The organism is Rhodococcus sp. KB6 (assembly GCF_001445685.1).
Lineage (GTDB): Bacteria > Actinomycetota > Actinomycetes > Mycobacteriales > Mycobacteriaceae > Rhodococcus_F > Rhodococcus_F qingshengii.
On record NZ_LNAK01000043.1, the window covers coordinates 642,297 to 655,275 of the forward strand.

The following is a 12,979-nucleotide window of genomic DNA, read 5'->3' on the forward strand; positions in this document are numbered from 1 at the left end:
TTCGATCGATCTTTTGGACCGATGTTCAGGTTCGAGTCACAGTGCCGGGCGGCGGTGACGTCGACCACGTCTGGGCTCGCATCTAAGGGAACGGTAAGGAATCGCGGTTACCATGGTCACAGTCGATCGGCGATACCGATCGCCGATTCGCTTCGAACATGTTGCCCAGCAGCCGGATCCGGGGTCCGGCGAGGAGATCTATGTCGACGCAGTCCGTAGTGCACGCACAATCATCCGCAGACGAGAGCGTCGTGGGGGATTCGTCTCCGCCGGGTGGTGGAAGCCGGCGATATCTCGAGCAACTGATCAGATACGACGTGCCGGCGTCGCTGGTCGTATTCCTGGTGGCGCTTCCCCTGTCATTGGGAATTGCGATCGCCTCCGGGGCGCCGATCATGGCAGGTCTGATCGCCGCAATCGTCGGCGGAGTGGTGGCCGGAGCTGTGGGAGGTTCACCGCTGCAAGTCAGTGGTCCCGCAGCCGGCCTGACCGTGGTGGTCGCCGAACTGATCGGCAAGTTCGGGTGGAAAGTCACCTGCCTGATCACTGTCGGCGCCGGAATTCTGCAGATCGTGTTCGGGCTCAGCCGAATTGCCCGTGCGGCGCTGGCTATTGCTCCAGTGGTGGTGCATGCGATGCTCGCCGGTATCGGCATCACCATTGCGCTACAACAGGTTCACGTGTTGTTGGGTGGAAGCTCGGCCAGCTCGGCGCTGGACAATCTACGGCAGTTGCCCGCACAGATCGGTGCCTTGCATGTCGAGGACCTGATGATCGGACTCGTCGTCATCGCCACCCTTCTCGGGTGGCGCTATCTCCCTGCCGGTGTCCGCAAGGTTCCGGCGGCGTTGGTGGGCATCGTATTGGCAACTCTCGCTTCGCTGGCGCTGCCGATCGACGTCGAGCGTATTGCTCTCGACGGATCTTTGCTGGACTCGATCGGACTCCCCGCTCTGCCCGACGGCCAGTGGCTCGGCGTCGCAACCGGCATCCTGACCATCGCGCTGATCGCCAGTGTGGAGAGTCTGCTCTCGGCCGTGGCCGTGGACAAGATGCACTCGGGCCCGCGGTCGAACTTCGATCGCGAGATGCTCGGCCAGGGCACCGCGAACATGGTGTCCGGGGCCATCGGCGGCCTTCCGGTCACCGGGGTGATCGTGCGCAGTGCGACCAATGTCGAGGCCGGGGCGAAGTCCCGCGCGTCGTCGATCATGCACGGCCTGTGGATTCTGCTGTTCTCGGCTGCGCTCGCCGGGTTGGTCCAGCAGATTCCGAAGTCTGCACTGGCCGGACTGTTGATTGTCATCGGTATTCAACTGGTCAAGCTGGCGCACATTCGGTTGGCGCGACGGACCGGTGATCTGTGGGTGTACGGCATCACGGTGGTCGGCGTCGTGTTCTTGAATCTGCTCGAGGGCGTCCTGATCGGGTTGGCGCTGGCCATCGCCCTCCTGGTGTGGCGTGTCATCCGCGCAACTGTCACCGCAGAAGAGTTGGGCGACAACGATTCCGGGAAGTGGCGCGTCCTGGTCGAAGGCTCGTGCACCTTCCTGGTGCTGCCCAAGCTGACGTCGGTTCTCGCCGGAATCCCACCGCGGTCGGACGTCACCGTCGAGCTGTCCGTCGACTTCCTCGACCATGCCGTCTTCGACGTCATCGAAGAGTGGGCGAGGCAGTACGAGTTGGCAGGTGGTTCGGTGGTCATCGAGGAAGTCGGCTCGGTGAGTATGGAGAGCGCGACCACCGGTCCGCCGAAGCGCGGCGCCGCAGTCACCGACCTGCGCGGCTTGCTCGCGCCGTGGGGCAGTTGGCAACCACAGGCTTCGGGGAGGAATCTGAGCAGCCCGCCGGCCTTGCGGCCCATTCTCGACGGGGTGTCCAACTATCATCGCCATCGCGCCGAAGCGATACGGCCGCACATGGATCAGTTGCGCGACGGGCAGAACCCCGACTCCCTTTTCCTTACCTGCGCAGATTCGCGAGTGGTGCCGAACATAATCACGAGCAGTGGCCCCGGCGACCTGTTCACCGTGCGCAATGTCGGAAACCTGGTTCCTGCCGGCGGCCGCGATACGTCGGTGGAAGCGGCACTGGCCTTCGGGATCGACGAGTTGGGTGTCAGCTCGGTGGTCGTGTGCGGACATTCGGGCTGCGGCGCGATGCAAGCACTCCTGACGAACGGTTCGTCGGAATCGGGAGTCGTCGGGGAATGGCTGCGGCATGCGGAGACGAGCTTGCAGGCCTATACGAGTGGCCATCCGGTCGCGCGTGCTGCGACCGAGGCAGGTTTCTCGGAGGTCGATCAGCTCGGAATGGTCAATGTCGCAGTCCAATTGCAGACTCTCGAACGCCATCCTCTCGTCGGTCAGGCCCGAGTGGATGGTCGCCTGCGTATCGCCGGACTGTTCTTCGACATCGGCTCGGCTCGGGTCATCGAAGTGACAGCGTCAGGGATCGGCCAGTTGATCGAGACCTGAAGGGGCTATTCGGGTCCGGGCTGATCCCTGAGTTCGACCAGCAGGCGAGCCCCGCCGAGTGGACTGTCGTGAAATGTCGTCCGTCCGCCGTGCAGGGCCGCCTGCTGCGCCACCAGCGCCAGGCCCAAACCGGAGCCTGTCTTGCCTGCCGTCGATCCGCGAGTGAAGCGCTCGAACACGCTCGAGCGTTCCTCGGCCGGTATTCCGCAACCGTTGTCGTCGATCGTGATCGTGACGGTGTCCGGTGAATCGGCCGGGCGAGCGAGGGTGATGCGCACCGCGCTCGCGCCGCCGTGGCGGACTGCATTGGTGATCGCGTTGTCGAGGATCAACCGGATTCCGCCGGGAAGGGCCCGGATGCAATAGGGGAGTGGGGAATCCACCGTGACGACGCCGACGTCGAGCCCAGGATGATGTCGGCGTGCGTCGTCGGCAGCGATGTCGCAGACCTCGGTCAAATCGGTGTCCTTGAAATCCTCGGCCGTCGAGAGTTCACCCTTCGCCAGGCGCTCGAGGTCTCTCAGAGTTGACTCGACGCGGCCCTGCGCGCGGGCCAGATCTGTGAGGATCTCGCGTCTTTGTTCGTGATCGAGGTCGTGAATGGACAATACTTCGATGTCGGTTCGCATTGCTGTCAACGGAGTTCGGAGTTCGTGAGCCGAGGCGGACGCAAAATCTCGGGCGGCGGCAAGGGCGGAGTTGGTTGCGGCTTGCGCTCGAGCGACGTCGCTGAGCATCGATTCTGCTGCCGCGGCAAGCTCGTCCGCTTCACGGATTCCGGAAACCTCGGTGGCGAGATCGGGATCGCGCCTGGCGATCCGGCGGGTCAACTCCACGAGGGGGCGCACCGCCGGGCCACCGAACAACCATCCCAACGCAGCTGCGGCCGCTACGGCCCCGACGCCGAAGAACGCGACCTGTCGCTGTTGGTCGACTGTGATGTCTCGCGCTTCGGCATAGGGAACCGCCAGCGAGACAAGGGCATTGATCCCGTCGGCCTCGGCGGTATATGCCCGGTACTTCGTACCGTCCACGTCGACGGTCGCCGAGCCGACCGGTAGTTCGGGCAGTCGCGTCGGGGTACTGGATTTGACGGTTCCGTCGGTGTCGGAGCGGATGGTCACGGAAAAGGCGCCGCCGTCTCCGAACGCGCCGAGAAAAGGTCCCGCTGTAGCCGCATTGGCCACGATGACCGTCGATGCCGTCTCGAGTCGGCGGTCCAATTGCGCTAGATTATTTCGTGCGATAGCCAGTGCAACGACCACACCGAGTGCGATGACGATGAACGTCGCCCCCAGTGCCGCGGCCGCGGCAACGCGAGTTCGTAGTGAGAAGCGGCGACGCTTCACGGGTTCTCCCGAAGCACGAACCCGACGCCGCGAACGGTATGCAGCAGACGAGGTGAACCGCCGGATTCGAACTTTCGACGCAGATAGCCGATGAAGACGTCCACGACGTTCGTGTCGGCGACGAAGTCGTAGCCCCACACCAGTTCGAGGAGACGTTCGCGAGTGAGCACGATGCCGGAATTGTGTGCGAGCACTTCGAGTAGCTCGAATTCGCGTTTGGTGAGCGGTACTTCCTTGCCGTCGACACGAACCCGGCGACCGGAGAGATCGATGTCGAGGTTTCCGACCCGCAGGGTATTCGTACCCTCGGAGTGATCGCCGGCCGGAGTGTTGCTGCGACGGAGCATTGCGCGGATCCGGGCAACCAGTTCGGCAAGAACAAACGGTTTGACCATGTAGTCGTCCGCACCGGATTCGAGCCCGGCGATGCGATCGTCGACCGAGTTGCGCGCACTGAGCACGCAGATCGGGATTTCGTTGCCGGCGGCACGAAGTGCCGTCACCACACCGGTGCCGTCGAGCACCGGCATGTTGATGTCGAGGACTACCGCGTCCGGTCGCTTGTCGGAGATCACTCGGAGCGCGTCGGCGCCGTCCACCGCCGTCAGTACGGTGAATCCCGAGAGCCGCAATCCGCGTTCGAGTGAGGTCAGGACGTCTGCGTCGTCGTCGACTACGAGGATTTTCGGTATCTCGGTCACAGCCCCATTGTGCCTTGCCTGGTACGTCGGGTTTCGCCGATCAGACCGGCAAGTCGGTACCGTCCGGACGCAGACCGGCCATGAACACCGCGACCAACCGCGGGACCAGGTTCGGCATGGCCTCGTCGGACAACTCGATTTGCGGGCGCGTCAGTTTGGCCAGAGCCATGACGAATTCGAGCGGTTGCAGATCGGCGCGAACCAGTCCGGCGCTCTGAGCGGCGCCGATCGTCGCGGTCATCTTCGTTTTCGTCACCTCACGCACCGCCAGAACTTCGGGCGCCAGCTCGGTGAAACTGCGTTCCACCAGTGCAGGAATGAGCGCACCCAGGCGCAGTTCCACGAGGCGGTCCACCAGCGTGTGCCACCCGTTTGCCGGATCGGTGGACATTGCCGTGAGTGCGATGTCGGCAGCCTCGCGGACATCGGTCAGTGTTGCGACGGCGACGGCGGTCACGAGGTCCTCGCGCGTCGGAAAGTTTCGATACAGCGTGGCGATGCCCACTTTCGCGAGTTCTGCGACTGCATCGAGCGGCGCGTCGTGCCCGCGTTCGGTGAACACCGCTCGTGCGGCGTCGACTATTGCGTTTCTGCGTTCACGTGCATCGGCTCGCACATCCACCTCCGGTATTGACAGTTCATCATAACCGGAGGAATATCTTCCACAAATAGTGGAGGAAAAACTTCCACTTAGGGTGGGTAGTTATGAACGCCGAAGTTGAAGCACAGGACCGCAAGAAGTTGGTGGCTGTGGTGTTGGGCTTGTCCGCCGTGATCGGGCTGATGCTGCTTGCCTTCGTACTGCCCTCGGTCAACAGTGGCCCGCACGAACTGAAGTTGGGCATCGCCGGTCCAGTTGCGACAACCGAACAGATCAGCACCTCGCTCGAGGCGAGTAAGCAAGGCGCCTTCGATACTCGAGAATTCGCCGACGCCGACGCCCTGCGTGACGCGATTCGGAATCGCGACGTGGTCGGCGGAATCGCCGTTGATGCCAACGGTCCTCACGTGTTGATCGCGACTGCAGGCGGAACCCCGATCGCCCAGACCCTGACCGGGGTGGCCAACGGCCTCTCGGAGGCCTCGGGGGCAAAGGTTCCCGTCGAAGACGTTGTGCCGTTGACGGCGGACGACCCGACCGGTGCTGGGCTCACGGCATTGGCCTTGCCCTTGGTGTTCGGCGGAATCATGCCCGCTGTTGTTCTCGTGCAACTGTTTCCGCGCAGCATCGTCAAGCGAGTGTTGGGCGCTGCCGGCGTCGCGGTGGTCGCGGGTTTTGCACTGACTGCCATTCTGCAGTTCGGCACCAACAGTCTTGACGGAAACTACCTGCTCACCGCGCTCGCACTCACCATGGGCATGTCGGCCATCTCGCTTCCCATTTTGGGGCTCGAATCCCTGCTCGGGATGAAGGGGTTCGCGTTGGGCGCCGTCACGATGATGTTCATCGGAAACCCACTCTCGGGGATGGCGACAACTGCCGCGTGGTTGCCCGCAGGCTGGGGCGCATTGGGGCAGCTGCTCCCACCTGGCGCCGCAGGAGCATCCGTCCGTTCGATGGCGTTCTTCGACGGCCATGGCGCCACCACGCCACTTCTGGTGCTGGTGTGCTGGATTGCCGTCGGGATCGCGCTGTGCGTGGCTGCCGGCCGGAAGAAGGCGTCTGCGCCGGTTATCGAACCGGAGGCTGCGCTGGTCTAGCCGGCGCAGCTTGCGTACGGGGTCAGGTCGGGAATCGGCCAGACCCCGTCAACGCGTTCCACGGCCAGTTCGGCGACCACGGTGTCCTCGTCCATCGGTAGAGGTCGGAGGATTCGGGGCTTTTCCGCCTCCCATTCGACGTCGATGCCCGCGGAGGTCAGGGCGTCCTGATCGATGACGGCGACGACCAGCGGCAATGTGAGGTCGCCGAACACCAGATCGAGCACCGAAGCGAGTGCGTCCGGGGTCGTTGCGCGAATGAATCCTGCCTCGTCGTAACTGATTCCGCGCGTCGAGACCTCGTACTCACCGAAACGCTTGCATGCTTCCCAGTCGTCGGCGATGGCGACGTGGACGAGTCGTTGTCCGGTCATGCAGTGCTCCTGTAGTATTCGAATTAATGAAACGTCAACGTAGCATTAATTCACCGGCACGGTAACAGGGGACTTGATGGAGCAACCGCGCAGACGTGGGAGAACCAGTGACGCCGAGCGCGCCGAACGACGCAACGAGATTCTCGACGTCGCTGTCGACTCGTTTCGAGATGTCGGGTTCGCCCGAACTACCATCGAGGGCATTGCCACGGTGGCCGGCGTCGCCAAGCGCACCGTGTACAGCTACTTCGGCGACAAGTATGCGGTCTTTGCAGCTGCGGTTGCGCGTCAGCACGCGTACGTCGACAATGCCGGCGAGGGCCAGTCCGACCTGCTCGCCGCTGCAGTGGACATCGTCATCGCCCTGCACAGCGACAACTCGATTGCGCTGCACCGCATGATGATCGGCGAGGCAGTGCAGTTCCCTGAATTGGCCGCAGCGTTCTACGAATCCGGCCCGGCCAAGTCGATTGCCTTTCTGGAGAAGATATTGATCGATCAGCACGGCCAGAAGGCTGCGCTGTGCGCGGATCAGTTGTACACCTTGCTGCTCGGGGAGGAGCACCGGCGGCGACTGCTCGGGCTCACCTCCGAACCGACAGCCGAAAGAGCGGCGCAACTGGCGGCCCGCGCGGTGGGATGCGTTCTGAGATCTGATCGGTAGGCTCGACTGGGTGAGTAACTCTGTGATCTGGTTTCGACGCGATCTGAGGGTCGGTGATCTTCCGACTCTGACCGCAGCGGCGGATGCCGGCGGACAGACGTTGGGTTTGTTCGTCCTCGACGAGAAGTTGCTCGGACCGGCAGGCTCACCCCGCCAGAATCAACTGTTCGCCAACTTGTCGGCACTCGACAACCAGCTCGACGGACGATTGATGGTTGTTCGAGGTGATCCGGCAGACGTGGTGCCCCGCGTGGCGGAATCCGTTGGCGCCGAAGAAGTTCACATCAGTGCCGACTACGGGCCCTACGGCCGACGGCGCGACGCGGCCGTGGCCGAGAAGGTGGAGTTGATCGCCACCGGGTCACCATATGCCGTGGCGCCCGGACGCGTCACCAAGGCGGACGGTGATCCGTACAAGGTGTTCACGCCGTACTTCCGTCAGTGGATGGAACATGGTTGGCGGGGCCCCGCGTCGACCGATGCGGGGACGGTCCGTTGGTTCGATCCGAGCGAGAAGGACGGTGGCCCGCGCCGGGTGAGTATCCCCGCGCCGTCCGGCACCGTCAGCGATGTCGTCGGTGAGGCCGGTGCGCTCGAACAGTGGAAAGAATACTGCGAGAACGATCTTGACCGGTACGACGACGAACGAAATCGACCCGACCTCGACACCACGAGTCGGATGTCGATCCCGCTCAAGTACGGCACGATTCATCCGAGAACCATGTTGGCAGATCTCTCCAAGCGACTCGGAGACGGCGCTCAGGCGTACCGTCGCCAGCTTGCTTGGCGAGACTTCTACGCAGACATCCTGTTTCAGCGCCCCGACAGCGCGCGGAAGAATTACGACGACAAGTTCGACCGTTTACGTCACGACGGGGGAGTCGACGCAGACGCCGCCTTCACGGCCTGGTGTGAAGGCAAGACCGGCTTCCCGATCGTGGATGCCGGCATGCGGCAACTCGCCGCCGAGAACTGGATGCACAATCGGGTCCGAATGATCGTCGCGTCATTCCTGGTGAAGGACCTGCACATTCCGTGGTGGCGCGGCGCACGGTACTTCATGTCGCAACTGGTGGACGGTGACTTGGCCTCCAATCAGCACGGGTGGCAGTGGACTGCCGGGTCGGGTACGGATGCTTCGCCTTTCTTCCGCGTCTTCAACCCGATCACGCAAGGGGAGAAGTTCGATCCCGACGGCACATACGTCCGTCGGTGGGTCCCCGAACTTCGCGATGTTCCCGGGAAGGCCGTCCACTCGTTGAAGGCGATGCGCCCGGTCGACTACCCGGACCCGATCGTCGATCACGCGCACGAGCGTGAGGAAGCCTTGCGCCGGTACGGCGAGATCAAAGGCTGAGTGCTCAGTGATCTGCGGGCGCTACGCGGACGCGGTTTCCGTCCAGATCTGAAATGACGAACGTCAGACCGAAGACATCTTCGTTGGGTTCTTCGACGACCTCGACTCCCTTGGCCACCCACTCGTCGTGGATCGCCCGAATTTCGTTGCTCCCACCGTCGACCAAGATGCCGACTTCGAAATTGCGCGGTGTCGCGGGATCGAGGTCGCGGGACTTGCCGCTCCACAGTGCAAGGACCACACCGCCGCCGAGGTCGAAGGTCATGTACCGAGGGCTGAGGACCTCAGGCTTCGCGTCGAACAATTCGCCGTAGAACGCTGCTGCGGAGGCGGCATCGCTGACGTAGATCAGAAACTGGTTGGGTAGTCGCACTGTGGTTTCCCTCTCCCGTTGATTTTCGGGCCACCGGCAGCGGGGCGTGTGCCTGGTCGTGCGGGGCTGCGTTCAACAATCCCCGCGCGCCGGACGAATGTCCAAGAACAAGTGCGTCTGAGTGGCAGATGGATTACTTATGACGACTGCTGCAGTCACACCACACTGAGGTGGTACCCGACGCTCAGGTTCGGGTAGTAGCCGTCGATGTAGCTCGAGATGAAGTAGTGATCAGGGTCGGTGGTGCGAGTTCCGTCGGTGTCGAACTGCCGATAGTCGTTGGCCGTGAAGACTGCTTGTCCGCCGTCGGGAGTGGAATAGACGACGTCGACCGTCAGGCCGCGCGGGTCCTGGTTGTATGCCGTGACGATCTCGGTCTCGTGAGGCGCGAGCGACTGGCGTGGGCTCTGCATCCACTGTCCGTAGGGGTTGTCGGCGCCTTCGAGATGAATTGTCTGTTCGGTGTCGTTGCTGATCGTCATCGTGATGCTGTTGCCGGTTGTGGGAAGGGTTCCGGCACTGGCGATTCCGCTCAATCCCAAAGTGAGGGCGCCGGCGGCCAGAGCTGTGATTGCGGCAACTACGTAGCGTGGGTTCGTCATCGTCGGTGTCCTTTGTCCGGGTGAGCGTTCGGTTGGCTCTCTCGAAGACAACTATGTCGGAGCAGATCGATGTCGTATGTCCACTCCCCGGACCCTGTGCAGGCGGAACGGTGTGTCCACCGATCGGGGGACACCTACTCCGACACCGAGACGGCTTCGACCTTTCGCTCGCCGGTGACCAGCAGTCCGATCAGTGCGGCCGCCGCGAGCACCATGACGAGTGCGCCGTAGCCACGCGTCGTATCCACCAATCCGACCTTGCCGACCAGGTAGCCGGCCAGCAAGGCGGGAAGACTGTTGGCCAGATATGCGATGACGTAGACGGTGGACAACAAACCCGCGCGTTCGTGGTTCTCGGCCAGCGGCATGACGGTGAGGATAGTTCCTTGGAATCCTGCTCCGAAGCCGATACCTGCAACAGCCGTACCGACCAGAATCAATACGGCAGAGGATGTTTCAGCACCGATGAGTGTGACGGCCACCCCGAGCACCAAGGCGGTGGTTCCGATCAGCATCACGGTCCGGCCGCCGAGTTTGCGGAAGGTGAGTACTGCTGCCGCTCCGAATCCTGTCAGTGTTGCGACCATGATGGCACCGATGAGGGAGCTGTGAACGTCAAGTGCGTTGCGCGCCAATGCAGGTCCGAGTGAGAGGTAGAAACCTCCCAGTGCCCAGACCGCGATCAGGCACGGTGCGGTCAGGGCAATCATCGTGCGCGCCTGACGAGGAACGGCCAGTGTGGGGCGCAGGGACTGCCAGGCTCCGGGGCGTCCGCCCGAAGTCTCGGGAGCGGCCCATACTCCGAAGATCTCGAGAATGACAAGCACGAGAAGGACCAGGTAGACAGTGCTGGTGGGCCGGGGCAGGTGCTCGCTGATGAGGCTCGAACCCACTGCTCCGACTGCAAGCCCCATCGTCGGAGCGACGCTGTTGATGATCGATCCTCGACCCGGAGTGCGTTCGAGGTCGATCAATGCCGAACCCAGAGCACTGATTGCAGCGCCGGTGGCAACACCCTGTACGACCCGGGCGATGAGCAGGATGGTCAACCCGTCGGCCGAGGCGAACAGCGCGAGCGAGACTGCCTCGAGCGCGAGTGCTCCGAGCAGGACCGGGCGCCTGCCGATGTGATCGGACAGGGATCCGGCGGTCAGGAGCGTGGCGAGCAATGCGAGAGCGTAGATGCCGAACACGAGCGTCGACGCGAGCGAGGAGAATCCCCACAACTGTTGATAGTGCTCGTACAACGGTGTCGGGGTCGCGGATGCGCCCAGGAACGTGGCGATGATGACGGCGATGAGTGTGAAAGCGACGCCTCGCCCAAGGCGTGGGCGTGAAGTGCTCTCGGTCTGTGGTGAAACGGTCGTTGTCATTGTCGTAGCGCTTCCCGTGCGGGTGGTGAAGACTTCAAACGCAAATACTTTGCGTTTGGGACGCTACGCCTGGCCGTAGCCTAATGCAACATCTTTGCGTTAGTATTGGATTTATGAGTCCGTCCGCAGGTCCGCGCCCCGGTGGCCGTAGTGCGCGCATCCAACAGGCCGTGCATGCGTCGGCGCGCAAGTTGTTGGAACAGCGTGATCGAGCCGAGATCACGGTGCCGATGATCGCGACCGATGCGGGAGTGACCCCGTCGACCATCTATCGGCGGTGGGGTGACATCAACGAAGTCTTTGCCGACGTCTCGATCGAGAGATTGCGCCCGGACGCCGACCCGCGTGAAACGGGCTCGCTCCGAGGGGATCTGACGATTTGGGCGCAGGAGTACCTCGAGGAGATGTCTGCGCCTGTCGGTCGTGCTTCGTTGCGTGACGTGTTGATGAGCGACGATCAGACGCATGCACCGGACGGTACGAAGAAGTTCAAGTGTGCCTTCTTCTGTCGGACGCAGATCGACGTGATCCTCGCGCGTTGGCCGGAAGCTGCCGGCGTGGATGGTGATTCGGTGGTCGACCATGTAGTGGCGCCGATCATCTACCGAATTCTGTTCGACCTCGAACCGGTCGTGCCGCAGCGAGTTGCGGAATTGGTGGATCAGACGCTTGCCCTCGCGGCGCGGGTCGTTGCCCAAGGCTGATCGCTACGTAGTCGGGCGTGGACGTGCATGTCGTGCCAGCCGTCGGCGTGCCTGGCGGAGCTTCGTCGAACACCTTCTTCGCTGAACCCTGCTTTGGTGGCGACTCGGCACGATCGTGGGTTGTGGATCGAGTGCTCGAGTTCCAGTCGATGAAACCCTACTTCGCGGAATGCCCACTCGGACAGTGCGGTTACAGCCTGGGTGCACAGTCCGCGGCCGCGCGCCGCTGGGGTCACCCAATACGCGAGCTCGGCAGTGCCGTCCCACAAATTCACCCCCTTTGCTGCGATTCGACCGAGGAGTTCATTTGTCTCGGGAGCGGCGATCGCCCAATGGCATTCGGATTCGCTTGCCCACCCGTCTCTCCACTGGGTGAGCCAACCCCGTGCTTCGTCGATCGAGTCGGCGCGGCGGATGTGCCAACGCTGAATCGACGGATCGCGAAAGGCTTCCATGACGGCCGGTGCGTCGTCGCGGGTCCAGGGTCGGAGAATCGCGGAAGTCCCGACGTGGATCGAGGGTTGGTCCATTCCCCGGAGATATCCAGCGGCGATAGCGGGCGTGGTCAACTTGGGCACGTGAAGCATCATCGCCTACCCGCCTGATGGCGGGCAATGGCGTGAGCTTTCCGGTCATTATCCCTGCCACTCTGCGTTCAGTCGGCGCGCAGATTCCAGAGTTGCGATGGCCTCTTCGGTGTCAACTCGTGCGAGTACCAATGCACTTACCGTGCAGGAGAGAAGGATTCGAGTGCGATCTGAGAGCGTGGCGTCTGTCTCGGTTGGAAACGCGGCGTGTAATCCACTGTTGATCGCGTCGGCGAGCTCTCGGCGGTAAGCGCGGATCACTGCGGCCACCGCATCGTCGTGCGCGCCGAGTCCGGCAGCCGTATTGAGAAGTAGGCAACCGCGCCGAGGTGAGTCGGCGGTCCTGGTGCCGATCGCGTGCGCAAGCGAGGAAAGGTAGTCGTCGACGGCGTCTGCCCCGGGATTTGTCGTGAGGCTGCGCAGACGTGGCCGGATGACATGTTCGAGGTACAGCTGCACGGCGGCGTCGAACAATCCGCGCTTGTTGGTGAACGAGTTGTAGAGACTTGACCGACTCAGCCCCGTCGCGGATTCGAGGTCGCCGAGTGAGGCGCCTTCGTATCCGCGTGCCCAGAAAACGTCCAAAGCGGCAGCGACCACGGCTGTTGTGTCGAATTCTTGTGATCTGCCCATCAAAGCCTCGCTCTTTCTGTATCGTTCGGTCCAGTATATATTGGACCGAACGATACAGAATTCACTCGAAGCAACAGGAGCTCA

Annotated in this window: 14 protein-coding genes; 5 read left to right on the forward strand and 9 right to left on the reverse strand. The window is 62.8% G+C overall.

Annotated features, from left to right (window positions below; all coding sequences use genetic code 11):
* The first annotated feature begins 200 nt into the window (after positions 1 to 200).
* A complete protein-coding gene (locus ASU23_RS10145; RefSeq protein ID WP_058037830.1) occupies positions 201 to 2,477 on the forward strand; it encodes a bifunctional SulP family inorganic anion transporter/carbonic anhydrase in 2,277 nt (758 codons plus the stop codon).
* Positions 2,478 to 2,482: 5 nt separating this feature from the next.
* Here ASU23_RS10145 and ASU23_RS10150 read toward each other — a convergent pair whose 3' ends face one another.
* From ASU23_RS10150 to ASU23_RS10160, 3 genes are read right to left on the reverse strand one after another with little or no spacing between them, the layout of a single operon-like run.
* Entirely contained in the window at positions 2,483 to 3,826 is a 1,344-nt protein-coding gene (locus tag ASU23_RS10150) for a sensor histidine kinase KdpD (RefSeq protein ID WP_003939972.1), read from the reverse strand.
* Positions 3,823 to 4,527 (reverse strand): response regulator transcription factor, encoded by a 705-nt coding sequence (locus ASU23_RS10155; protein ID WP_003939853.1) that lies wholly within the window; start codon positions 4,525 to 4,527, stop codon positions 3,823 to 3,825. Before ASU23_RS10155 ends, ASU23_RS10150 begins: the two co-directional genes overlap by 4 nt.
* Before the next feature lie 40 nt (positions 4,528 to 4,567).
* Positions 4,568 to 5,143, reverse strand: a complete 576-nt coding sequence (locus ASU23_RS10160; RefSeq protein WP_058037914.1) for a TetR/AcrR family transcriptional regulator — start codon at positions 5,141 to 5,143, stop codon at positions 4,568 to 4,570.
* Between the two features lie 89 nt (positions 5,144 to 5,232).
* Here ASU23_RS10160 and ASU23_RS10165 point away from each other — a divergent pair, with 89 nt between their 5' ends.
* Positions 5,233 to 6,228: a hypothetical protein gene (locus ASU23_RS10165; RefSeq protein ID WP_058037831.1), complete on the forward strand. Its 996-nt coding sequence runs from the start codon at positions 5,233 to 5,235 to the stop codon at positions 6,226 to 6,228.
* Here the strand turns inward: ASU23_RS10165 and ASU23_RS10170 are convergent.
* Entirely contained in the window at positions 6,225 to 6,602 is a 378-nt protein-coding gene (locus ASU23_RS10170; RefSeq protein WP_003939721.1) for a DUF952 domain-containing protein, read from the reverse strand. The genes ASU23_RS10165 and ASU23_RS10170 overlap by 4 nt on opposite strands.
* A 76-nt stretch (positions 6,603 to 6,678) precedes the next feature.
* Here ASU23_RS10170 and ASU23_RS10175 point away from each other — a divergent pair, with 76 nt between their 5' ends.
* Positions 6,679 to 7,266 (forward strand): TetR/AcrR family transcriptional regulator, encoded by a 588-nt coding sequence (locus ASU23_RS10175; protein WP_058037832.1) that lies wholly within the window; start codon positions 6,679 to 6,681, stop codon positions 7,264 to 7,266.
* Between the two features lie 10 nt (positions 7,267 to 7,276).
* Positions 7,277 to 8,623, forward strand: a complete 1,347-nt coding sequence (locus ASU23_RS10180) for a deoxyribodipyrimidine photo-lyase (protein ID WP_047270918.1) — start codon at positions 7,277 to 7,279, stop codon at positions 8,621 to 8,623.
* A 4-nt stretch (positions 8,624 to 8,627) separates the two neighbouring features.
* Here ASU23_RS10180 and ASU23_RS10185 read toward each other — a convergent pair whose 3' ends face one another.
* The 3 genes from ASU23_RS10185 to ASU23_RS10195 form a co-directional block, all read right to left on the reverse strand.
* A complete protein-coding gene (locus ASU23_RS10185) occupies positions 8,628 to 8,996 on the reverse strand; it encodes a VOC family protein (protein WP_003939994.1) in 369 nt (122 codons plus the stop codon).
* A 155-nt stretch (positions 8,997 to 9,151) separates the two neighbouring features.
* Positions 9,152 to 9,598, reverse strand: a complete 447-nt coding sequence (locus tag ASU23_RS10190) for a hypothetical protein (RefSeq protein ID WP_058037833.1) — start codon at positions 9,596 to 9,598, stop codon at positions 9,152 to 9,154.
* Between the two features lie 134 nt (positions 9,599 to 9,732).
* Positions 9,733 to 10,971, reverse strand: a complete 1,239-nt coding sequence (locus tag ASU23_RS10195) for an MFS transporter (protein ID WP_003940229.1) — start codon at positions 10,969 to 10,971, stop codon at positions 9,733 to 9,735.
* Between the two features lie 113 nt (positions 10,972 to 11,084).
* On the opposite strand from ASU23_RS10195, the gene ASU23_RS10200 reads away from it, so the two are divergent.
* A complete protein-coding gene (locus ASU23_RS10200) occupies positions 11,085 to 11,675 on the forward strand; it encodes a TetR/AcrR family transcriptional regulator (protein WP_058037834.1) in 591 nt (196 codons plus the stop codon).
* Here ASU23_RS10200 and ASU23_RS10205 read toward each other — a convergent pair.
* A complete protein-coding gene (locus tag ASU23_RS10205) occupies positions 11,633 to 12,253 on the reverse strand; it encodes a GNAT family N-acetyltransferase (protein WP_058037915.1) in 621 nt (206 codons plus the stop codon). The genes ASU23_RS10200 and ASU23_RS10205 overlap by 43 nt on opposite strands.
* A 57-nt stretch (positions 12,254 to 12,310) precedes the next feature.
* Positions 12,311 to 12,895 carry a TetR/AcrR family transcriptional regulator gene (locus ASU23_RS10210; RefSeq protein ID WP_058037835.1) on the reverse strand — a complete coding sequence of 195 codons (585 nt, stop codon included), beginning with the start codon at positions 12,893 to 12,895 and terminating at the stop codon, positions 12,311 to 12,313.
* Positions 12,896 to 12,979 lie beyond the last annotated feature (84 nt).